Here is a 23,505-nt window from a genome sequence, read left to right as displayed (position 1 = left end):
TCATTTCCTTATGCTACCACACAAGGCTTTTCAAAGAGTATCTACTTTAAGGGGATAATTTTAGCTGATCATATATTATATTTTCTATTACTGAATATAGGAGTTAAAACGATTATTCGTCCAGAGGTTCATAGTCAAACCAATCGAAACTTGCAGGCGTACACTCCCTCGATGGAGCATAAGCGTACATGGCGATCACCACACCTGTGAAACCACTTGCTACTTCGGTAGATAACAGATGTGTTTCTCCTGAACCCACTTCGATGGCATCGGATGAACCTTGCTGGTAGAGGAAAGAGAAGTGATTACGGTCAGCCTTGATTTGTAATACAACCGGCCCCGTGTCACAGTTAAGCGCCTGTTCGGTTCGCAGAGAGCCGACGGTTCGCCGCAATACGATTTTCTTCTGCCCATCGACCTGTGTTACAGCCAAATCGTAATGATATTTATCATTCATAAATAAGGTTAATCCAGCTTCCTCACCGCTCGCACTTGGCTCATAATACAGCTCGGCCGCCATTTTGAATAAGAAATGGCTCAAGCGACGTCCGACAAAGGCTGGATTTCCTCCATCATCGAGTGAAACCGACTGACCCCGCAGGATGAGTTGCCCGGGATTTTCTGTGAGTGTCCAACTATTCGGAGCCGGGTTCCGTAAGAAGATCCAGTTCATGTCCAAAGTTGGTTCGTCAAAATGATCCCGGATAGCCCGAGGTGACCAAGGATGCTCAGGCAATGAAGGTCCGGTCATCTCTGGTTCAATATGTCCGTCCACACCGATTATCGGCCAACCGTCATCCGTCCAAGTGACAGGTGCCAGGAAGGTCTCGCGTCCCAGATGGTGTCGCATGGGGTAACCTGCTGGACGAAGGCCCAGACATACGGCCCACCAGCTTCCATCCTGGATCTGGACAAGGTCTGCATGACCGGTTGCGTGAATGCTGGATTTCATGCTCCGATTGGACAGAATCGGATTATGAGGACACGGATCAAATGGTCCGTATGGCTCTGTGCTCCGAGCGATGGTCTCCATATGACCATACTCGGTTCCACCTTCGGCGATCATCAGATAGTAGATACCGTTTATTTTGTACATGTGGGGAGCTTCGGGGGCTGCTCCTCCGGTTCCGGTCCAGATCAATCGGCTATCGGTTAGTCTGGCTCCAGTCGTGATGTCTATCTCACACTGATAGATGCCCTCGCCTTCATTGCCATTACAAGCAGTTTGAAAGTATACACGTCCATCATCAAAGAGAAAAGAGGGATCAATGCCGCCCTGATCAACAAAAATCGGAGCAGACCATGGTCCCTCGGGCTGGGAACTACGCACATAAAAATTTCCGCCGCCGCTGACATTGGTTGTTGTCATATAGAACCAGCCACCATGGTACCGGAGTGTTGGGGCAAAAATACCGCCAGAGCTGCCTGCGTTCGCTAGAGGGAGTTGCTCAGTTGTTGTGAGGACATGGCCGATCTGTCGCCAGTTCACAAGGTCTTTGCTGTGGAAGATGGGCACACCAGGGAAATATTCAAAGGTACTGGTTACCAGATAATAGTCTTCATCTACACGGCAGATACTTGGATCTGGGTAAAACCCCGGAATGACCGGATTGGTATATTTCATCATTTATGCTCCTATTCATTGTGAGAGTTTAGTATGAATCTGGACACATTGAAAATCCCTGTTACAAGGCGAATTATAACGCTTATAAGTATATGGAACCTTGATTTTTCGGTCTTAGAATAGCATGATATAGACATTCAACCCAACATGGTTTGCGGAGGGGAATGCTTTTGAGTAATGCATATTTGAGATGGTTTACCTCAGACCATCAACAATTTCCGTTTTTTATTCAGTACGGTGGACATGTTGAGGACATGGAGCTTCATAATCATATGGATTTTACGGAACTTGTGATTGTTCTGAATGGTCATGCAACCCATGTGGTGAACACCGAGGAATTTTTTGTTAAAAAAGGGAACGCATTTGTGATTAATGGCGACACCCATCACGCGTATAAAGACCCTCATGATTTTAGGATCTGTAACATTATGTTCAGTCCCGAGATGCTTGCTTCGGCTGGGCCCGATCTGAGAAAATCTAACGGCTTCCAGGCTCTGTTTGTTTTGGAACCGTTTTATCGTAATATTCACTCCTTTCCGAGTAAATTGGCGTTATCCATTTCCAGTCTGGAGTATGTAGAATCGCTGATATCGTTCATGATTGAGGAGTATCACAGTAAACAGCAAGGGTATCAGACGATGTTGATCTCACGTCTTACGGAGATGGTTGTTTATTTGTCGAGGCAGTATGATACGCAGGAGAAAGGGATCGAAGGTAATAATCTGATGCATCTGGCAAATGCCATTTCATTTATTGAAGATCATTATCTGGAGCCACTGTCGCTAGAGGATATTGCGGGGAAGTCGAATATCTCAATAAGGCATCTGAATCGGATTTTTCGATCCTATTATCAGATGACCCCGATCTCTTATCTGCAAAAGTTGCGTCTGGAGAAGGCGTGTCATTTGTTGAAAAACGGGAATCTGTCCATCACGGAAATTTCGTATGAATGTGGATTTAACGACAGTAATTATTTCACCCGCCAGTTTAAGAAAGCCTTTGGCAAGTCTCCCAAAACATACAGGCAGACTCATTAATACATGACCGAATATAAGACACCAAAACAGGGCCTCCTCATATGGAGGTCCTGTCTGCTGTTTCAGGGGAAATTTAATAGTCCAAAAGCCGTCCGTTGTCATGCCACTGACCGTACATTTTATTTTCCTTTGTGTTGGTTATGAACTTATCCAATCTGCTCTGGAATAATGCTGGCTGATTCTTCACACTTTGGATCGTATCGATACGAACGTTTTGATACAGGACAGGGAAGGCCATGAAATTTGCATAAACCTGCTGGTCTTCTTTCAGCCTTTGTTCGATCACACCATCAATAATGAAAGCAGTCGGCTCCATAACAGGAAGAACCTTTCTACCCTCGTCATGCATGAAGCCCAACTTTTCAAGACGACGGACACGTTCCTTGTTCAATTCAGTCCATGAGCTACGTTTACTCCTAGGAGATAATCTTTGTGCTAATTGAGTCTCGGATATTTTCTTTTTGACTCCATCGATCCAGCCAAAGCACAGCGCCTCCTCAACCACGTCCAAATACAGCAGGGTATTTGGCACGGGTTTTATGCTTATCATTACCCAGCAAGATTTCTCAACTTTTCCATGCGTCCGCAACCAATTTCTCAATTCATCCCTCGACGTCACGGGGATACAATGTACATTTTCCATCCGATTGTCAACTATACTTGAGCCGGTTCCTGATACCAAAAGAGTGAATAATCATTCATGATGGAGGCATGCCCCAATTGACGAAGCATGGTAGAAATATTGCCTCGATGATAGGTTCCGTGGTTAACCACATGGATTACTATATCGGATAAGCTGGTTTCGCGAACTCCTGCAAATGGATTATCGAGTAGAATAGTTTGCTCCAGATCAGCTTGGCCTCGTAACCACTCACTGTATTGTGCCGACAGGTCGGTAAAACATTGGATGTACTCATCCACAGAACCGTGAATTTCACTATTGAGTGGTATGCATGCTTGCAGTGCCTCGGGCATCCCGGTGCCAGTTAACACCAGATACCACATCTTATCCACTGTATAGATATGGCTGAGTGCGTGAGCAATGGTTGGAAATGAACTGTTCACTTCCTGATTCAGGACAGAAGAGGGCAGTTCCTTGATTCTGCCCAGGATCGTTTGGTTGGCCCATGCGTGGTAGTTATACATTTGTTCTGGATGATTCATTGATGATCGTCTCCTTTAATTTGGCGATGGATTGGATGAACTTACTGAGATGATTATAAAAAAAGAAGTATGACAACAGCGTGTCATACTTCTTCATAGAGCTTAAGTGCGTTTCGAAGTTGTTCTTTCAGAATGTCTCGTAATTCAATCGGTTCAAGCACCTCAGCACCACTACCCAAACTAAGTAGAAACGACCATAACCACTTGGCTTGTAACGGCTGATGAACCGAGATGCGCATCGTCATACTTCCATCCTCATGAAATTGTTTATCTGCTTGTTGAAAATGATCCATGGCTTCCGCTAGCGCTTCCGGGTTCACCCGAAATACCACATCACTTACTTGATCTTGCCATGACGGATCTGACACAACCGTCTCTTGGGGAAGTTCAAGGTGGGGTTGGAAGTGTTCCGATGTCAGTTGCACGTTCATCATCCGGGACAGTCGGAACTCGCGATAATCCTGCCGTGTCTGGCAAAATCCAAAAACATACCAATTACGATATTTAAAATGAAGTCTTACCGGTTCCAGATGGCGGGGTGTATGTTCATTTTTCGTATTGATGTAGTCAAAACGGACAACCTGATGATCCGTAATACCTTTACGCAGATGAGGAAGGGCATCAGGTTCTGTTCGGCGAGTCTCCAGATCCACCGATAGACTTGAGGTTTGATGCTCCGGTCCAATCGTTTGCAGACGTTCAATCGTGCCTTGTGCACGTGCATCTTCAAATACTGTGGATAGACTGCTCAGAACCGTGATCAGGGAATCCACATCATAAGAACCGAGCAAGCTTTTATCCATCTTGTATCCGTCCATCATGCCGTAGCCGCCTTTGAGTCCCTGATGGGAGACGACCGGGAAGCCGGCGGCACAGATTACATCAATATCCCGATAGATCGTTCTTGGGGACACCTGAAACTCTTCAGCCAAGGTGGAAGCAGACAATACTTCGTGGTTCAGCAGTTTGTATATGATTGAGATTAATCGCTCCAATTTCAAAAGGTATCCCCGCCCGTTATTCCATTTTGTCATTACAGGCCATTATTATATCACGCCAGGGTAAACAACATGGAGGATTACAGAGGGGCTATTGAAGTCATATCATCCAGTATGTTTTGTTCCAACATGATTGGACAAGTTCTTCGGTGTGATGAAACAAAAAAAGAGTGCTGGATAGCACCCTTTCTCAGACACATGATTGTTGTTGTGTTGAACAGTTATGTTAGCAGATCAGTCGAACTTAATTAATATCGAGTGAATAGTCAGAGATGGCTCTACTCTTCTTGCACGTTATAGAGAACCCGAGCGAGCAGATTCTGTCCATAGTTACCAAAGTTTTTACCAAAAATCGTTAAGCCCCGTTTGTTCAAAGGTTCGTCCGTAACCGCAATGCGGAAGTGAATATCGCTTTTGTAATCCAGCCCAATCTGGTCCAGCGTCACGTCCGAGATGCGGCATCCGTCGATATAGCTGCCTTCCTGTGTAATTCGGATCAGCTTCAGCATGCCGTACTGATTCAAGTGCGGAGGCCACCATTCCGGGTTAAAGGTACCGCGTGTATTGCCAAAATCCCCCGGACTTGTCCAGCAGCCAATCTCAATACCGTTAATGTAGAAATAGATATCCGAAGGGTAATTGTCGCAAAATCCAGGTGCCTCCGACCCTAGTTCCATCGACAACTGAATTTCGCTAAAGGACTGATTAGGCTTGAGATAGTTGGGAATCCGATACTCGAGATAACCTTCAGCCAGCCAGATCATCTCCGCATCAATTCGCAGTGGATCAGCAAAGTAACGCGGATCATCGAACTCTCCAACAATGCTGTCCCGGGTAGCGAGACCACATGTTGGTGCAGCCTGATAATCGCTGTAATGACCAACCTGTATTTCCACCTCATAACGATTGTTAATCTCCTGTGAACGCAGATCAACCATCAATTTTTCCTCATTGAGATAACATATCTTCTGAATTCCATGTTTGCCAACAGCGGTGTTGATCTCGATCAATCCGCTCTCTTCAAGCTTCTTGATATGCATTGTGATAGCACCATTGCTCAGTCCCAGCTTGGTTGCAAGATCATTGAGATTAAGGCTTTGGTTCTTGGCCAGCAGCTCGATGATCTGAATCCGGATTTCCGAACTGAGTGCTTTGAAGATATTCACACCCGACATCAGATCTTTAATATAAATCATAGGTGGATTTCCTTTCCCCGTTCTGGACAAAGTCTTCGACACAGACATTTGCACATTTATATGTTTTATTTCAGATAATTATAAATCATTCCCTCATGGAAGGGAAGGGTGGAGAAATAGAAGCCAAAACCCTTGTGTATAGCGCAAATACGAAAATATAATCTATATTTTGTTCACTATTCCGGTTAAAATAAGTGTTAATCAGTTCACATATATTTGAAATATACCATTGAAATGTAATGTAACCGCTTTTATAATCCTATTATACCTAAATTGATTCATTACTTCATGAACCTAATTAACCATTTGATCAGGAAAGGTGGAGTTTGGTTTGGAAAAGTTAAGCAATGTGAAGAGGTTTAAGTGGAAACGGTTGGCGTTACCGGCATTACTTGTGATGGTATTACTGCTGGCAGGTCAGTCAAAAGCTTTGGCGGCGTTCTGGAATCTGACCGGAGATACCGCTGTTCATGATCCGTCGATTATCAAAGAGGGCAGTTCCTGGTACACCTTTTCAACCGGCCCGGGCATTCAAGTATTGAAATCCGATAATGGGTCGTCCTGGTATCGTGTTCCACAAATCTTCTTAAGTAAGCCATCCTGGTGGGCTTCTGCCGTTCCGGGACAAAGCGGATTGGATGTATGGGCACCGGATGTAGAGCAGTATAACGGAAAAGTATGGCTCTATTATTCGATCTCCACCTTTGGCTCCAATCGGTCTGCGATTGGTCTTGCGTCTGCGAACAGCATTGGAGCAGGGCAGTGGAAGGACGAAGGATTGGTGCTTCAAACCACGACCGCCAATAATTATAATGCCATTGATCCGAATCTGGTCATTGATGCTTCAGGTAATCCATGGCTGGCCTTTGGTTCTTTCTGGAGCGGTCTGAAAATTGTCAAGCTGGACAAAAATACGATGAAACCGACGGGAAGTATAACTTCCATTGCTGCGCGCCCGAATAACGGAGGTGCTATTGAAGGACCAAGTATTATATATCGTGGTGGTTATTATTACGTGTTTGCTTCGATCGATTCTTGCTGCCAAGGGGTGAACAGTACCTACAAAATGGTCTATGGACGTTCGACCAGTATAACAGGCCCTTATGTGGACAAAAACGGAGTTAATATGCTGAATGGTGGCGGAACGATATTGGATACAGGCAATGTGAAATGGAAAGGTCCAGGTGGTCAGGACGTGTACAACGGCAATGTCATTGCACGACACGCCTATGATGCAGAGGATAATGGCAATCCAAAATTGCTGATTAATGACTTGTTGTGGGACGCTAATGGATGGCCGAAGTATTGATTTATTTTAGATAAATATAAAATGTTTTATAAAAGTGTTGACTAAATTGATCTGGATTTGATAAATTAACAACAGAAATCTTATTTCATCCAATTGAATACGGTTACAAATCCAGATCAGGAGGGGTTCAGATGGTAAAGAAAAAGAATTGGGTCACATTTATGCTTCTTATGCTGGTAAGTGCACTGGTACTTGCGGGCTGCGGAGGAGGAAGCGGCGGTGCAAGTGGGGACAAGGAGTTAACGTTTATGTTCCGCGGGGGCACAGATGAGCAGAAAGCATACCAGGCGGTGGTCAAGAAATTCGAAGAAGACCATCCGGGTGTGAAAGTCAAAATTATTGTAACGGCTGCAGATCAATATGCAACCAAGCTGAGAGCGGCAATTACAGGCAACAGCTTGCCTGACGTATTTTATTTTAACCCAGGCGATATTAAGGCCTATGTGAACAGCAATGTTCTCATGAATCTTACACCTTACATTGAAAAAAATGCGGATGTTGATTTGAATAACATCTGGAAATATGGAGTGGATCTATACCGTTATGATGGCAAGATGGCAGGACAGGGTGATATCTACGGCATGCCGAAGGACCTCGGGCCATTTGCACTAGGCTACAACAAGACTTTGTTTGAAAAAGAAGGCATTCCACTCCCTGACAAGGATAAACCATATACATGGGAAGAGTTCATTAAGGTGAATCAGCAAGCGACCAAGGATACCAACGGGGACGGTAAACCGGATGTATTCGGTACAGGTTTTAACGTACAGTGGGCACTGCAATCCTTTGTATGGAGCAATGGCGGGGATTGGCTGGATGAGAGCAAAACGAAGGTAACCATTGATGATCCGAAATTCGCAGAAGCTTTGCAATTCTTCGCGGATATGCAGAACGTATACAACATTACACCTTCCATTGAGGAAGCGCAAACATTGGATACGTACCAACGCTGGATGAAAGGCGAAATGGCCTTCTTCCCTGTAGGTCCTTGGGATATGAGTACATTCGAGAAATTGCCTTTCGAGTATGATTTGTTACCTTTCCCTGCGGGATCGACTGGCAAGTCGGCTACGTGGATTGGTTCCCTGGGAATCGGGGTATCTGCGAAATCGAAACATCCGGAAGAAGCGGCAGCATTGGTGAACTACCTAACCGCTTCGAAAGAAAGTATGCAGCAACTGGTAGATGCCAAGGTACAGATTCCGAATCTGCTTGATATGGCAGACGAGTGGGCCAAAGATACATCCACGAAACCATCCAACAAGCAGGAATTCATTGATATCGTAGAGGATTACGGACGTGCTTTGCCAGGTAACTACACGTACAATGCGGAGTGGTATGACCTCTTCTTCACAGACATCCAGCCGGTATTGGATGGCAAGATTACAGCCGCAGATTATGTGAAGCAGCAACAGCCAAAAATGCAGAAGCTGCTCGACAAAGCGGTTGAACAGGAACAGAAATCTCAGAAATAGTAGATAGGAAAGGGCGATGCCGGCAGCCTGCAATCATGCTGCTGGCATCATTTATATTGGGTATTATTGGATTCCATACGGGCATGTGGCATTCGTTGATCGGCAAGGTTCAATCGAAGAATGCCACATGCTGATACTAGAAACAGGGGTGAACGCCGTGATTACGAAATCGAGTTTGTATCGCAAAGAGATGCTGTACGGATATCTGTTTATCTTACCTCCGATTCTTGGGTTGCTGATCTTTGTCATGTTCCCATTCCTCTACTCCCTCTATGGTTCCTTTACCGACTGGGATGGACTGGGACAGATGAACTTTATCGGATTGGCCAACTTCAAGGACTTGCTAACGGATGACTTATTTTACAAAGCGATGTTTAATACATTCTTCCTGATGCTCGGGATCCCGATTGGCCTTTTGCTGGCATTGTTGCTGGCTATGGGTTTGAATCGTAAAATTCCCGGGACTACGACCTTCCGTGTCATTTATTATATTCCGGTCATCTCCTCCCTGGCTGCGGTGTCCATCATGTGGAACTGGGCGTATAACGGAGATTACGGTCTGGTGAACCAGTTCCTCGGCCTGTTTGGCATTGAAGGTCCCAACTGGCTCGCGAACAAAGACACAGTCAAACCAGCACTGATTATTATGACGGTATGGAAAGGTTTGGGATACACCATGTTATTGTATCTGGCAGCGCTGCAAAGTGTATCACGTACATATTATGAGGCGGCTGAACTGGATGGAGCCAATGGGTTCCAGATTTTCCGCAATATCACTTGGCCGATGGTGAAGCCTGTTACCTTTTTCCTCGTCGTTACGAATATCATTGGCGGTTCCCAGATCTTTACCGAGATGAACATTATGACGCCTACAGGTGGTCCTGAATATTCATCGGCTTCGATTGTCTTCTACATTTGGCAGAAAGCCTTCAGTAACCTTCAGATGGGTTATGCGTCAGCCATGGCTATGATTCTTGGTATTTTCATTTTTGTCATTACCTTGGTGCAATTCAAAATGAACGAAAAATCAGCCTATGATGGGGATTAATTGTCAAGGGAAGGAGTGAATCGGAGATGTCTTACAGTCAAAAAAGGAATTTAACGAACACGATCATTTTTATCGTACTCGCGATCGGTGCTATTGCGATGGTTGCACCACTGATCTGGATGCTATCCACTTCATTGAAGGAGAAGCAGGATGTATTCGCGCTTCCACCTGTGTGGATACCTGAAGTGTTTCAATTTGGAAAGTATAAGGAAATATGGGAAGCAGGCCCTCTGCTAAGCGGGATCAAAAACAGCCTCATTGTCGCGGTGAGTGTAACGATCGTCGGTACGTTTACATCCAGTATCGCTGCGTTTGCTTTTGCCAAATTGAGGTTTCCACATAAAAACAAACTGTTTCTTGCTTTGCTTGCTTCCATGATGATTCCGTATCCAACAGTCATGATTCCACAATTCATGATGTTCTCTAAGCTTGGCTGGACAGATACATTATTGCCGCTTATTGTACCGGGGTTGTTCGGTAATGTGATTATGATCTTCTTCCTCCGGCAATATCTGCTTAGTGTGCCAGATGCCATTATTGAAGCAGCCAAAATTGATGGAAGTTCCTATTTCCGGCTCTATTCCAGTATTACATTCCCATTGATTAAACCTGCCGTTGCTGCACAGTTAATTCTCTGGTTCATGGGGATCTGGAACGATTATCTCGCACCGATTATCTATCTGAATTCACCGGAGAAGCAGACGCTGCAGCTGGTCATTGCCAACTTTAATGCCACGTATGCAATCCAGACGGATTATCCACTTATTATGGCGGCGTCGATTGTGGCTCTGTTACCGGTATTAATCATCTTCCTGATCTTCCAGAAACAGATTATTGAATCGGTTGCCATTTCGGGAGTGAAGGGATGAATCAGCGGAAGAGATTCCGAGGGTGGACATTTTCGAAGAGAGGGGTTGTTGCTTCCATGTTGCTGTTGTTGATCACTGGGGCTACGGGTTGTGCTGGAGAAGGGGCAGAAGAAACGGTTCCCCGTCCGGCCTTTCCTAAAGCCCCCCAAGATACTCAGCTGTATGACACTTCCATACTGGATGATGAGTCCCGTTGGACGGTGAACAATGCGCATGATCCGGCCATTATCAAAACCGATCAGGGATACTACGTTTATTCCACAGACGTTCGTGTAGCAGGAGAAGCGAAACCCGGCGTCATGGTACGCAAATCAGATGATCTGATCCACTGGAAATGGGTAGGTCAGGCTCTGCCGGGCATTCCGCAAGAAGCGCTGGATTGGACAGGTGCACTTAATCTATGGGCACCCGATGTGATCCAGGCTGGCGATACCTATCGGATGTATTATTCGGCTTCTACTTTTGGCAGTACCCAGTCGGCTATTGGTCTTCAGACATCGTCATCTCCCGAAGGGCCTTGGACAGATGAAGGACTGGTTGTGCAAACTTCTGCCAATGAACAAGACAAACTGAATGCGATAGATGCCAATCCCATTGTGGATGCCGAGGGCAATTCGTGGATGGTATACGGTTCATTTTTTGACGGTATCTATATTGCGCCGCTGGATCCGGACACGGGCAAATTCAAGGACGAGGGTTATGGTACGCGTATTGCCGCTCGGGATCGTGCTACCGAAGAAGGTGCAGTCGAAGGTCCATACATTGTGTATAACCCGGAGTTCAAAAAGTATTATCTGTTTGTATCCTATGATTCCTTATTCGAGGACTATAACGTGCGGGTTGCGCGTGCTGATTCAATCACAGGCCCGTACACGGACATAAATGGCAATAACATGCTGGATACGGAGCATCTGCCGCAATATGAGATCGGCACCAAAATTCTCGGCGGTTATCGCTTCACGGAAGGCGAGGGCTGGGTTGCGCCCGGACATAACTCTGTTCTGAAGGACGGAGACGATTATTACATCGTGCATCATGCACGGGGCGAGACGGATAAAAACTGGCCATATCTGCATGTACGCAAAATGTTATGGACCAAGGACGGCTGGCCTGTGGTTTCACCCGAACGTTACGCCGGTGAGACAGCACAGGATATTCCTAAGTCCATGATTGCCGGGGAGTGGGAAGGCATGGCACTTGATCCGTCCGTGGACGGGCAGATTCAAGCCGTGCCTTATACCCTAACGGACAACGGTAAAATTCAAAGCGAAAACGGTTCAGGAACTTGGACGTTTGATGACAAACAAACACTGACACTGAAGTGGAAAGAAAGCCCATGGGGCGGAGCTTCCACGGAAGAGCTGAAGCTGCTCCCGTCCTGGGACTGGGAGCGAAGCCAACCTGCGCTGGTGGTGACAGGTCTCAATGACCACGGCGTGGCGGTCTGGGGTAAGCAGATCAGCGGAGCGGAGGAGTAAGGGGACGAGCTGCGAGCGCGTTAAGAGCGAGTGGCTGCGCCAAGGTGCAAAAGCAGTGAGGGGAGGAAGGAGTCGCAGGAGCGAGTTTGGCATCCGATTTCAACCGCAGAGAGCGGTGGGAAAAAGAAATCGGAGGACAAGAGAGCACCAAGGCCCTGCCGCCCCCGAACGTCCGATGTGCATGCAAGCTGCCTATTAAGGTGCGATAACACAGATAGACACTCAAGATTCTCATCTATGCTGGCCTATGTCTGAGGCCAATCATGCTCTAAACACGGGGAGAGTTGACCCTGCGAAGTGGTCAACCCCATAAGACCGAGCCAAACAATGGCTCAAGGTTGAGTTGTAACCCAGCGAGCGCGGTAAGAGCGAGCTGATGCGCCAAGGTGCACAAGCAGTGAGGGGGAGGAAGGAGCCGCAGGAGCGAGTTTGGCATCCGATTTCAACCGCCAAGAGCGGTGGAAAGAGAAATCGGAGGACAAGAGAGCGCCAAGGCCCTACCACCCCCGAACGTTCGCTGTGCACCACCCAAAAAAGGTTTTCGCTTTTTCGCAATTGGGTTACATTCCCCAACTTCGAGCCAAACAACATTTGAAAGGGGAGCATTCCCATGACTGATTCCATTACCTTTACTAATCCTATTTTGGAGCAACGTGCTGATCCGTGGGTGTACCGTCATACAGACGGTTACTATTACTTTTCCGCATCCGTACCAGCCTTTGACCGGATTGAGATCCGGCGAGCAGAGACGTTGGAAGAGTTGAGAAATGCTGAGCCGGTAACGGCTTGGACGAAGCGTGACACAGGGCCAATGAGTGCCAACATCTGGGCACCGGAGATTCATTTTATCGATGGCAAATGGTATATACACTACGCTGCGGCTCACACCAGTGAAACCAACGAAGGTCTGTTCGATCATCGGATGTATGTTCTGGAGAACGATTCTGCGAATCCACTCGAAGGAGAGTGGGTAGAGAAAGGGCAGATTCACACACGCGTGGGAATCATTCGCGCTGGATGCAACAACCTTTGAACATAAGGGAATCCGCTATCTGGTCTGGGCACAGAAAGATCCTGATATTGTGGGCAACTCGAACCTGTACATTGCCGAAATGGAAAACCCGTGGACGCTACGCGGCGAACAGGTCATGATCTCTACGCCAGAGTACGATTGGGAGATCATCGGCTTTAAGGTCAATGAAGGAGCAGCCGTGATGCATCGGAATGGGCGGTTGTTTATCGGCTACTCGGCCAGTGCGACCGATTACAATTATTGCATGGGTCTGCTCACCGCAGATGAAAATGCCGATTTGCTTGATCCGACAAGCTGGGTAAAATCACCGGAGCCGGTGTTCCAGACCTGTGAAGCGAACGGGCAGTATGGTCCGGGCCATAACAGCTTTACGGTTTCACCGGATGGGAAGACCGATATTCTGATTTATCATGCGCGTAATTACAAAGACATCGAGGGTGATCCCTTGTATGATCCGAACCGTCACGCCCGTGCTCAAGTGATTCACTGGCGTGAAGATGGCACACCTGACTTCGGTGTTCCGGTTCCAGATGGAAAAGCAGTAGCAGAAGCAAAATAAGAGGTAGTGAAACCTTAAATACGAGAGCCTTTAGTTAGCGAGAGATGCTGATTAAGGGCTCTTCCGTATGTGAACGATAAGATAGAGCGGTCTGAACATATGTGTCCTGAACATAAAACAAAGCAACCACAACGATGATTTCTGCGTATGAGAAAGATACAGATTACGATGCAGAACCTATTAGGAGGATCATATATGGATTCACGCGAGACATTGGACAAGGAACTTGAACAGATTTTGAAATGGGAGAAACAGCAGAAAGACTTGTTTATATGGGATAAAATCGGACGTTTGCCCTTTGCGATGTTAGATAAAGTGATGCCTAAAGTGCTGAAACAGAAGATCGGAGATTCCCTGAACGACGTGGGTCAGTATGTGCAGAATGGGGGCAAGTTCCTCGTACAGAAGAAAAAAGTAGCCAAGCTACTGCAAGAGGAAGCCGAGAAGTCCGGTTATTCCATGATGGATACGACCTATCGTCTGGAGCAGGAAGCTGAAGCGGAGGGAGCAGCGAAGATTCATAGTGTGGAGAATCTGCCACTTCTTGTGCTGGACCAGGTAGCTGATAACATTACCGAGAGTCGAACGAAGTTTGCCGCGGCTCAGGGAGCAGCTACAGGGTTTGGTGGCATTGTAACCATTGCAGCAGATATTCCGATGGTGATGGGGCTTTCCTTAAAGGTACTGCAAGAGATGGCACTATGTTACGGGTATGATCCAGATGAGCCGCTGGAGCGCATCTTTATTGTAAAATGTCTGCAATTCTCTTCCGCCGATATTGTAGGCAAGAAAGCGATCATTGAAGAACTGGCCGCCTACGACGATCCGGACAAGCCAATTGAAGTGGTATCGCAGATGCAGGGCTGGCGGGAAGTGTTTAACTCCTACAGTGAATCCTTTGGCTGGAAGAAGCTGTTCCAACTCGTGCCGATTGCCGGCATGGTGTTTGGTTCGGTGAGCAACAAAAATACAATTCGAGATGTAGCTGAAGCAGGCAAAATGTTGTACAAAAAACGGCTGATCCTTCAGCGTTTGAAGTAATATTACAGAAGAAGTAATGTTAGAGAAGAATATTTATATTGAAAGAGATGAATTTGTTATGTTAAACAAACAGGGTTTCTATGATCTTTTAGATCGCAATAATATCGTTTACGAAAGTATTGAACATCCCGCAGTATACACGATGGAGGAAATATTCTCTTATCAGATTCCGCATACAGAACATATCGTTAAAAATCTGTTTCTGCGTGATGACAAGAAACGCAACTATTATCTGGTGACGATTGCCGGAACGAAGTCCGTTGATTTGAGAAGTTTAAGCGAAAAGATACCTAGCCGCAAATTGAGTTTTGCCAGTGAAAAGGATTTGTTGGAATTCCTCGGATTGGAAAAAGGGCACGTCAACCCTATGGGAGTTCTCAATAATATTCAGAAAAACGTGACCGTAGTTTTTGACAAGGATCTAGTTGGTCAGAAGATCGGAATTCATCCGATGGAAAATACGGCGACGGTATTTTTTGAATTTGAAGATGTGAAGGAACTAATTACAGCTCAAGGTAGCAACGTTGTCATGTGTGACGTGGAATAAACGGTTGAAGCTAAATACGAGAACAACAAATATAAAAAAGGGTTCCTGCCAGTCTGTGAATACAGAGTTGGCGGGAACCTTTTTGTTATGGTTCAATTTTTATTCAGGCTGCAAATGTAGGTGACTAAAGTGAAATCTAACGAACTCAGCAGACAGCTACTGGGCGATATTTCACTAATCCCGATTTCTAAAGAATCTCCGACACGTTATTTCTGCATTTCACACGCACATTCCAAGGTTTTCGGCCTTTTTCTCGGGAATAGCGTTGCTCAGATTCTCTAGGTTGCGAAACCGGCAGTATTCGTTCAAATAAGTGCTGTCTGGTTCGTTAGCGCAAGATAACGTCTTATAAAGGCGATGCTGCCACGTAAGGATTGGATCTAATATAGAGTAAAAAGTGGACACCTGTTGATGTATTCTTTATTCCTCACTACCGTTTTCTTTCGCCCAGATATTGAGTAATTTATCGGATGGAAGCAGGAACGTGAAGATCCCGAGCAAGGGCAGGAAGCTGCACATCTGCATCACGGGTGATACACCGAAAACGTCAATCCAGTTGCCCAGCACGAGTGCGCCCAGGCCTCCCATACCAAATGCCAGACCAGTAATTAGACCGGAAACCGTTCCGATTTTGCCCGGAATCAGCATTTGTGCGTACACAACCGTAACTGAGAAGCTGGATAACATGATAAAACCAATAATGGTAAGCAGTACACCTGTCCAGAACAGATTCGCATAGGGCAGCAACAGAGCCAGCGGAGCAGCTCCAGCCATGGACAGGAAGATCAGGTTACGTTTGCCGAATCGGTCCGCCAAGGGGCCTCCGAAGAACGTACCAAGTGCTCCAGCGGCCAGGAACAAGAAGATATAGATCTGCGCGTCCTCTGTGGACAATCCAAAAGTATCTTTCAGATTAAACGCATAGAAGCTGCCGATGGAAGCGATATACCAGGAACGAACAAAGACAAGCAAGATTAATATCGTAATGGCGGCAGTAATCTTTTTACGCAAAGCAGGATTGGGTGCACGACGAGCAGCAGCCTGTCTACGCAGATATCCTCCCGATTGCAGCATACGTCCATACCAACGGGCTATGTAGATCTGAACTGCAATTCCCATGGCAGCAATGCCTGTAAATCCAATGGCACCGAACAGTCCAAACGGGATGAAGATCCAGCGTGTAAGCAATGGGGCAAGGGATTGTCCAGCGTTACCACCAACCTGGAAGATGGACTGTGCCAGTCCACGGCGTTGACCGGCAGCCATATGTGATACACGTGAACCTTCCGGATGGAAAGCAGCGGAACCCAGACCGACAAAAATAACGGAAATCAGGACAGCCATATAACTGTCGGCGAAGGCCAACAGCAGCATGCCGGTAAATGTAAATCCCATGCCAATGGGCAGGATAGATGGTGTCGGTTTTTTATCAGCAAACCAGCCTACGACAGGCTGCATAATGGAAGCGGTAAAGTTGATAGCAAATGAGATCCATCCGATTTGAGTATACGTGAGATGCATAGAGTCTTTCAAAATCGGAAAAATGGCGGGAATGACCGACTGGATTGAATCATTGAACAGATGAACCAGACTGATCGCAATGAGTATCCGGTATACGGTGCTTTGGGCATCCAATCCGGGTGGGTTTTTCGAACGCGCTGTGGCGTCCTTGGTTAATGAGGTTTGTGTAGACATGTACAATTCTCCTTTGGTCGCGGTCACGAGGGATCAGCGCCTGATGTTGTATTCTATGCGTGTAAGCATATTGTTACATAATAGGATAGATTGATTGGACCGACAAGGGGAACATGAGAAAACGTTGACGAATTCAATAGATGTTTTTTATAGCATTACATTTACAAAATAAACGTATCACTTTAGCATCTACTGTAAGAAGACCCATATTTATGTGTAAGAAGGATAGAGGAGGGATATGAAATCCTTACCTTATGAATCCGCCAAACGTGAGTTGGTGATGACTATTTTGTATATGGCTGTAATAACGTTCCAGGCTATCTATGTTGCCCCAGCATCTTTGTCTGTGGCTATCGTCATATTTATTATCTTTCAATCGATTGGTATGCTGATGTTGAGACATTACATTAGAAAAGTCAAAGAACTAAAGAAAGATCAATCTACTTGAATGCGCTGCGATCCCATTGTATCGAGAGACTGAGGTTCTAAAAGTTTATATTAAAAAGCCGAACTTCTTAAGCTATATAAGCTGAATTAATCATTTACACGATAACGGAGAGGACAGAAAAAACCTGAAAAAGCGAAGCGTTCGCCTAAAAGCTTTCTGAAAGAAAGCTGCATCGGAAGCATACGCCATCCCCGGATTTTCCCCTTTAGGAAAGGGAATGGAAAAAAATCTGGGGATAACAGCGATTGGAAGGTTGTTCTGTCATCGTAGTGTCAGTGTAAATAATCTTTAGTTCAACTTATATAGCAGAGTTCGGCTTTTGGTATTCTATGATTCTATCTTATACAGAATGGATGAACCTGACGAATTAACGATTATCAATCGTCTCCGGATACATATCATGATTCATCATGCGGTGGTCAGCCATCTGCTCGTACTTTGTTCCCGGCTTACCGTAGTTCGTATAAGGGTCAATGGAAATACCCCCGCGTGGTGTGAATTTACCCCATACTTCGATGTAGCGGGGGTCCATCAGCTTAATCAGGTCGTTCATGATGATGTTCACACAGTCCTCGTGGAAATCACCATGGTTACGAAAGCTGAACAGGTACAGCTTGAGTGATTTACTCTCGACCATTTTCACATCGGGAATGTAGCTGATATAAATCGTTGCAAAATCCGGCTGACCCGTAATCGGGCACAGGCTGGTGAACTCCGGGCAGTTGAATTTCACAAAATAATCGCGGTACGGATGTTTGTTATCAAAGCTCTCCAGAATGCCCGGATCATATTCAAACGTATATTTTACGTTCTGGTTACCCAGCAACGTCACATCTTGCATCTCATCAGGTTGTCTCATCGGTTATTAAACGCTCCTTGTTTCCGTCAAAGCCGAAGCCTCGCGGTATATATAAATAGGCAATTTTGCCTGTATAATTCTCTTCATTGTCTAAGGACCTTTCGCCCTCATCCTTACATCATGCCGCCCATTCCACCCATACTGCCCTTCAAACGCCGCGTTTGTTGCCCCATACCAACGTATGAAGCTGTGGAAGCACACGAACATCATTCAGGTCATCGGAGGCACTGACTTGGTCAATCAGCCACTCATAACGAGCAAGCAGCGAGGACGCCAGATCTGGCGTATCAGTGGAAGTCACATCCGGGTTCCCGGTTTGTAAAAATAAATCCGTGCCCGGATACCGTGCATGCACACGGCGGGCGTAGTCCAGGTCTGTCTCATCGAAGATCACGATCTTCAGACTGTGACTTCGTTCCACCGGACCAGCGGCCAACCGTTCGATCAGATCATCCAGCACGGCCCAATCGGTGTCCATGCCGGAGCTCGGCGGCTTGGGCGAGACAGTGACTTCGTCAATGTCCGCCAGCCAAGGCTGCCAGCGGGAGCCCTGCGTCTCCACCGCGGTGCGGATGCCGTTCTCCCGCAGCAGGGCAACCAACCCGCCCAGCGAAGCGAGCAGGGCGGGATTACCGCCAGAGATGGTGACATGGGAGAAACGGGTGCCGCCAACGCGGCGCAATTCTTCCCATACGTCCTCTGGCGTAATCATCCGAATCTGGTCCTTGCCACTGCCGTCCCAAGTAAAGGCCGAGTCGCACCAAGAGCAGCGATAATCGCAGCCCGCGGTGCGAACAAACATCGTTTTTTGCCCGATGACCATGCCTTCGCCTTGAACCGTCGGACCAAAAATCTCCATCACGGGAATACGAGCCTCTTTGCGAGATCCCGTCTCATTCACCTGCTGTGTCACACTACTCATGGATCATCCACTCCCGTCTCGCTTCCGCGTAACTGGTGGGTGTCTCGAAGAGTCGGACAAACTCCGTCCGCCCACCATCGGTCAGCCCGGCATAGGGTTCCGTCTGGAGCGCATGTTCCATCTGTTCGAACAGCCAAACGACCATATTTTCAGCCGTTGTATTCATTAAAGGAAGTGTCTCGTTGAGGTACTGGTGATCCAGATATCCCTCAATCTGAGTTTTCCATATATCTTTGATATGTCCAAAATCAACCGTCAGCCCGGTTTCACCCGGATAACCGCTGATGCCAAAAATTACTTTATACGTATGACCGTGCAGGTTCTTGCACTTGCCTTCATAACAATGCAGGTGATGTGCTGCGTCAAAGGTGAATTCTTTGCTTACAAGCACACGTTTGCGGTGGTAGCGCAGCTGGGTGGGTAGAATATCTTCTCCGATGCGTTGCAGATGCTCTACAATACGGAATGTTCCCGGCTCTCTCATCGTACATCCACTCCCGCCGATTCAGCAGCAGTACGTTGCTGTACATAACGATCCAGTCCGGCTTTGCGCAGCTTGCAAGCGGGACAATCTCCACATCCATCGCCGATCACGCCGTTATAACAGGTCAGGGTACGCTCGCGTACATAATCAAAAGCACCGAGATCATCGGCCATCTTCCACGTTTGGGCTTTGTCTAGCCACATGAGCGGGGTGTGAATGACAAATGGATAGTCCATCGACAGATTAAGTGTCACATTCATCGATTTCACAAATGAATCCCGGCAATCCGGGTATCCGCTGAAATCCGTCTCACATACACCTGTAACCAGATGACGTGCTCCTTTTTGCTTGGCCATAATGGCCGCAAAACTGAGGAACAGCAGATTTCGTCCATCTACAAATGTACTCGGCAGTTCGCCTTCTTCATGGGTAATCTCTACATCCGTGCGAGTAAGCGCGTTGGGTGCAAGCTGATTTAACAGGCTCATATCGAGTACCGTTTGCTGTACACCCAGATCACGAGCGATCTCGGCTGCACATTCAATCTCCAGCTTGTGGCGCTGACCATAATCAAACGTAACAACCTCGACTTCGGCAAACTGTTGTTTGGCCCAGAACAGACACGTGGTACTATCCTGACCGCCGCTGAATACAACGACTGCTTTTTCTTCGTTCAACATAAAAAAACCTCTCTATCTTCTTGAGATCAAACCATGCACATAGGCATAGAGTGTCGGAAGAACAGAGAAGTTCATGAACTGGCATCCATCAAAAAACACACCTTCTCGATAACCGCTTCAAAAAAGCAGGTAAGAGTAAGTGTCCTTAGTTTTTTACGTACATAGTTGCATGGTGACCGCAACGTGTACGCAAGACTTATACTGACCATCACATGGTCAAGTCTTATAGAGGGAGTTCGCGAACCTCTCCCATGCCATAGGCATGGATTTTCTTCTTCAATTGTCTGAACCATTATAACATGAAACGGTGTGGTGATCACCCCACTGGAGCATAGTGGCAGATAATCGGTCGGCTCCATCAACTAACAGTTTATTTGATCAGTACATTGCCAAAGGGGATAACTTCTTTCAGAATTCGTTTGAACAGTCCCTCATCGTTAAGATCCTGTTCCAAGCGGTGATTCTCACGTCCAGCCTGAAAGAGCACAGATCCATGTCCTGTCATCTTCCAATGATAATTCATATGCTGACTGGCAAGGTTGTTACCATATACGGTGAGTTCCAGATGTGCATTTTCGGGATAGGCAATAATGCTGCCAGCATCCACATAGAGCGGGGCTGTCGGATGCAGTTCCTGCTGGCAGACTTGACCTTGGGTGAGTAATCCGATTTTGCCTTTGCCGGAAAATTTCATTTTCACTGCATCGCGGGTGATCAGCATGTTTTTGATTTTCTGAATTTTGGTATGCATGGTTACACCATCAGAGTAGAAGAACAGGTGGCGGAAGTCATAGAGCAGATCACTATCCTCCGTGAGCTCCACTTCCTTCATGGTGAATCCGGGAGGCAGGGCGGCCACAAATTGGCAAGGTCCGGTGATTTCGGATTTAATCAGCTTTTTTTTGCGATATATGCCCGTGATATTCATGAATTTGTCATTGCGACTCCCACTTGGACCGCGGAAGGCCACAATTTGCTGCGGATGCAAAATATGAAGGCGGTCATCTTTAATCAGTGAAAATGTGACGACTTGTCCTGCTCCGCCTGCTTCAGCATTGTTCAGGTGTATGTTCATGCAGTTGCTCCTGTTCTTTTATACTCGGCCCGAACGGCGACGCATTCCCCAGCGCATCACACGAATCAAAACAAAGTAACCCAATATGAGAGAAACGACAGTGATGATCGTCGTCTGAATTCGTTTGGTAGTAGCTGCTTTGGCATTCTGGTCATCCTGTAATTTACTTACCATTTCAGTGAGTTTCTGGTTCTGAGCCAGCAGTTGTTCGTTCTGGGTCTTAAATGCTTCGACATTGGCCTGGGCTTGTCCCAACTGAGCAGACGTTTGATTTAATTGCTCCATCGTTTGCTTATAACTTTCCTGCAGAGCGTTCACTTCTCCGGGCAATTCGGAGACTCGCTCCCATCCGCTGTATATATCCGTGAAAATATTGGCACTGGCTGCACTTACTGTCGAAGCGATCGAAACGGTAAATAGAATGCATGTGGTGAATAACACCCGAATGAAATAACCCTGAATGGATTTTGGCATCGTTAACACCTCTTTCTTCGGTTAGATAGATCAATCGCCGAATTCGTCGTCTATTGTTGAAATACGGCTCTTACATTATACGTCAAAACCGGGACGATGGGTTCAAGATGATATCGTTTTATTACCCGAAATATATAAAATTATTTAGGAACAGGGCTGTTTAGCTTACAAATCTGCGGGGTAATAGAACGATAGGCAAGCACACCGGACCGTTTTACAGATCTTTTACTTCAGTTCCGGGTGCATGCTATTCACAAATACGCAATTTAATGAAAGATACCAATATAGCCGATTGAATATCAGATCGTGAACATGAAGGAGTAGAAACATATGTACACAACAGATCAGAACACATCAACCAAAACAATCATGATCACTGTGAATGGAGAGCCAGTAGGGCGTAAGCTGGTCATTGACAGTGTCACCTATGCACCGGTAACCGAAGCAGATGGTGCTCAATATTTACACAAAATGGGAATCGATCATCCTACTGTTTAATTTGGGACTTGTCATAGATAAGTGATTGAAAAGCTTGGCATAGCGCCAGGCTTTTTCGTCGTTTATTGTCGTATTGAGACGGATTTAGGGATATAAAACTAATATATTGGAAAAATTTAATGAGAACATGTGTTCCGTGACAATATAGTGTCCATTCACCCTGATAACTTAGAAGATAATACACATAAATCGGGGGAGAGACTACCAGTGAACTCAGTCTTTGAAGTATCTTATTCGTGGAATAAAGAGGCCATACCGACAGGGGGAGCCGACCCCGTATATATGATGGTAGAGTGGCGTAACGGTGCCCCTGCCAAAAGACTTAGGAAAATAGCACCCAAAATTGTATCAAGAGATTTGGAACTTTTGCTCAAACCGGAATATGGAGTACAGCTAAAAGGTATCTATGGATGTCGTTCCAAAGAAACGGATATTGGCTGGGTACTGAGACTTGGCGATATGTATAAGGGGGAAAGCAAGCAAATTTTGCTTGAATTCGTCATGGGACCCCGCGTATCAGGAAAAGCTGCCGTATGTTCAGCGTATTGGAGCACAAGGAAGTTGAAGCAAAGTCAACGTGTATTGTTACGAAGAGAACAGCTGTATATTCAGTACACCAGTCATCTGGGCATGCTGAGACAGCCCGAAGATCCAAAAGTGGAGAAGACGATCAAATTAAGTGAAACGGTGCCCTTGATCAAACAAGCCCTGCGCGCCTACGAAAGAGGACGGGTTCAAGAGGGAAGTAATATGTTGCGTCGTCATGCAGATGCATTGTTAATTGAAGCTGCACGGAAACAGGATCTGGACTATTATGCGGAAGCCGAGATCGTTGAAAAGCTGCGGTATCACTACGGGATCACGTTTACAACAGGATATCATGATCGTGAAAAAAAGATATTAGGGGAATAGGGTTGATTTCAGATGGTAACGGTATAGAGTGAGTCTACATATTTGAAGGTGAAGTTTAGGAGAAGGTCGAATGTATGTAT

22 protein-coding genes and 1 pseudogene are annotated in these 23,505 nt (G+C 46.3%); 11 read left to right on the top strand and 12 right to left on the bottom strand.

Translation table 11 applies throughout. The annotated features are described in order from the left end of the window. Positions 1–112: 112 nt before the first annotated feature. On the bottom strand, positions 113–1,624 hold the full coding sequence (locus QF041_RS14435; RefSeq protein ID WP_307416969.1) for a glycoside hydrolase family 43 protein: 1,512 nt from the start codon (positions 1,622–1,624) through the stop codon (positions 113–115). A gap of 170 nt (positions 1,625–1,794) precedes the next feature. Between QF041_RS14435 and QF041_RS14430 the strand changes: the two genes are divergently transcribed. Beyond that, positions 1,795–2,661, top strand: a complete 867-nt coding sequence (locus QF041_RS14430) for a helix-turn-helix domain-containing protein (RefSeq protein ID WP_307414663.1) — start codon at positions 1,795–1,797, stop codon at positions 2,659–2,661. 73 nt (positions 2,662–2,734) lie between these two features. On the opposite strand, the gene QF041_RS14425 is transcribed toward QF041_RS14430, so the two are convergent. The 4 genes from QF041_RS14425 to QF041_RS14410 all read right to left on the bottom strand — a co-directional run bounded on the left by QF041_RS14425 (position 2,735) and on the right by QF041_RS14410 (position 6,019). Further along, the gene (locus tag QF041_RS14425) at positions 2,735–3,304 is read right to left on the bottom strand and encodes a YdeI/OmpD-associated family protein (RefSeq protein ID WP_307414662.1); all 570 of its coding nucleotides are present in this window, start codon (positions 3,302–3,304) and stop codon (positions 2,735–2,737) included. An 11-nt stretch (positions 3,305–3,315) separates the two neighbouring features. Beyond that, positions 3,316–3,825 carry a DinB family protein gene (locus QF041_RS14420; RefSeq protein WP_307414661.1) on the bottom strand — a complete coding sequence of 170 codons (510 nt, stop codon included), beginning with the start codon at positions 3,823–3,825 and terminating at the stop codon, positions 3,316–3,318. 83 nt (positions 3,826–3,908) lie between these two features. Continuing rightward, on the bottom strand, positions 3,909–4,826 hold the full coding sequence (locus tag QF041_RS14415; protein WP_307414660.1) for a helix-turn-helix transcriptional regulator: 918 nt from the start codon (positions 4,824–4,826) through the stop codon (positions 3,909–3,911). Positions 4,827–5,101: 275 nt separating this feature from the next. Then, positions 5,102–6,019 carry an ArsR/SmtB family transcription factor gene (locus QF041_RS14410; protein ID WP_091033990.1) on the bottom strand — a complete coding sequence of 306 codons (918 nt, stop codon included), beginning with the start codon at positions 6,017–6,019 and terminating at the stop codon, positions 5,102–5,104. Positions 6,020–6,416: 397 nt separating this feature from the next. Between QF041_RS14410 and abnA the strand changes: the two genes are divergently transcribed. From abnA to QF041_RS14370, 8 genes and pseudogenes are all read left to right on the top strand, one after another. Then, positions 6,417–7,328, top strand: coding sequence for an arabinan endo-1,5-alpha-L-arabinosidase AbnA (gene abnA, locus QF041_RS14405; RefSeq protein ID WP_307416968.1), 912 nt, complete (start codon positions 6,417–6,419; stop codon positions 7,326–7,328). A gap of 131 nt (positions 7,329–7,459) precedes the next feature. Further along, positions 7,460–8,803, top strand: coding sequence for an ABC transporter substrate-binding protein (locus tag QF041_RS14400; protein ID WP_307414659.1), 1,344 nt, complete (start codon positions 7,460–7,462; stop codon positions 8,801–8,803). Positions 8,804–8,960: 157 nt separating this feature from the next. Then, positions 8,961–9,851 carry a carbohydrate ABC transporter permease gene (locus QF041_RS14395; RefSeq protein WP_124117107.1) on the top strand — a complete coding sequence of 297 codons (891 nt, stop codon included), beginning with the start codon at positions 8,961–8,963 and terminating at the stop codon, positions 9,849–9,851. Positions 9,852–9,877: 26 nt separating this feature from the next. Then, positions 9,878–10,720, top strand: a complete 843-nt coding sequence (locus tag QF041_RS14390; protein ID WP_124117106.1) for a carbohydrate ABC transporter permease — start codon at positions 9,878–9,880, stop codon at positions 10,718–10,720. 56 nt (positions 10,721–10,776) lie between these two features. Continuing rightward, the gene (locus QF041_RS14385) at positions 10,777–12,198 is read left to right on the top strand and encodes an arabinan endo-1,5-alpha-L-arabinosidase (protein WP_307416967.1); all 1,422 of its coding nucleotides are present in this window, start codon (positions 10,777–10,779) and stop codon (positions 12,196–12,198) included. Positions 12,199–12,808: 610 nt separating this feature from the next. Next, positions 12,809–13,790 (top strand): annotated as a pseudogene (locus QF041_RS14380) (glycoside hydrolase family 43 protein). Positions 13,791–13,985: 195 nt separating this feature from the next. After that, positions 13,986–14,831 carry an EcsC family protein gene (locus tag QF041_RS14375; RefSeq protein WP_307414658.1) on the top strand — a complete coding sequence of 282 codons (846 nt, stop codon included), beginning with the start codon at positions 13,986–13,988 and terminating at the stop codon, positions 14,829–14,831. A 58-nt stretch (positions 14,832–14,889) separates the two neighbouring features. After that, entirely contained in the window at positions 14,890–15,378 is a 489-nt protein-coding gene (locus QF041_RS14370; protein WP_307414657.1) for a prolyl-tRNA synthetase associated domain-containing protein, read from the top strand. Between the two features lie 420 nt (positions 15,379–15,798). Here QF041_RS14370 and QF041_RS14365 read toward each other — a convergent pair whose 3' ends face one another. From QF041_RS14365 to QF041_RS14335, 7 genes are all read right to left on the bottom strand, one after another. Further along, the gene (locus QF041_RS14365; RefSeq protein WP_176872761.1) at positions 15,799–17,073 is read right to left on the bottom strand and encodes an MFS transporter; all 1,275 of its coding nucleotides are present in this window, start codon (positions 17,071–17,073) and stop codon (positions 15,799–15,801) included. A gap of 815 nt (positions 17,074–17,888) precedes the next feature. Further along, positions 17,889–18,380: a preQ(1) synthase gene (queF, locus tag QF041_RS14360; RefSeq protein WP_076319044.1), complete on the bottom strand. Its 492-nt coding sequence runs from the start codon at positions 18,378–18,380 to the stop codon at positions 17,889–17,891. Positions 18,381–18,528: 148 nt separating this feature from the next. Further along, complete coding sequence (gene queE, locus QF041_RS14355; RefSeq protein WP_307414656.1) at positions 18,529–19,302, bottom strand: 7-carboxy-7-deazaguanine synthase QueE; 774 nt, start codon at positions 19,300–19,302, stop codon at positions 18,529–18,531. Further along, positions 19,295–19,786, bottom strand: coding sequence for a 6-carboxytetrahydropterin synthase QueD (gene queD, locus QF041_RS14350; RefSeq protein WP_100530025.1), 492 nt, complete (start codon positions 19,784–19,786; stop codon positions 19,295–19,297). Before queD ends, queE begins: the two co-directional genes overlap by 8 nt. Continuing rightward, positions 19,783–20,463, bottom strand: a complete 681-nt coding sequence (gene queC / locus QF041_RS14345; protein ID WP_076209865.1) for a 7-cyano-7-deazaguanine synthase QueC — start codon at positions 20,461–20,463, stop codon at positions 19,783–19,785. Before queC ends, queD begins: the two co-directional genes overlap by 4 nt. Before the next feature lie 373 nt (positions 20,464–20,836). Next, positions 20,837–21,541, bottom strand: a complete 705-nt coding sequence (locus QF041_RS14340; protein ID WP_036668803.1) for an AIM24 family protein — start codon at positions 21,539–21,541, stop codon at positions 20,837–20,839. 18 nt (positions 21,542–21,559) lie between these two features. Then, positions 21,560–22,015 (bottom strand): hypothetical protein, encoded by a 456-nt coding sequence (locus tag QF041_RS14335; protein ID WP_036611459.1) that lies wholly within the window; start codon positions 22,013–22,015, stop codon positions 21,560–21,562. A gap of 330 nt (positions 22,016–22,345) precedes the next feature. Between QF041_RS14335 and QF041_RS14330 the strand changes: the two genes are divergently transcribed. Both QF041_RS14330 and QF041_RS14325 read left to right on the top strand, forming a co-directional pair. Then, positions 22,346–22,513: a hypothetical protein gene (locus QF041_RS14330; RefSeq protein WP_167544395.1), complete on the top strand. Its 168-nt coding sequence runs from the start codon at positions 22,346–22,348 to the stop codon at positions 22,511–22,513. A 207-nt stretch (positions 22,514–22,720) separates the two neighbouring features. Next, the gene (locus QF041_RS14325; RefSeq protein WP_307414655.1) at positions 22,721–23,425 is read left to right on the top strand and encodes a hypothetical protein; all 705 of its coding nucleotides are present in this window, start codon (positions 22,721–22,723) and stop codon (positions 23,423–23,425) included. Positions 23,426–23,505 lie beyond the last annotated feature (80 nt).

The organism is Paenibacillus sp. W2I17 (genome assembly GCF_030815985.1).
Classification (GTDB): Bacteria; Bacillota; Bacilli; order Paenibacillales; family Paenibacillaceae; genus Paenibacillus.
Note: the sequence above shows the minus strand (reverse complement) of the source record. Positions and strands in the feature narration are given on the sequence as shown.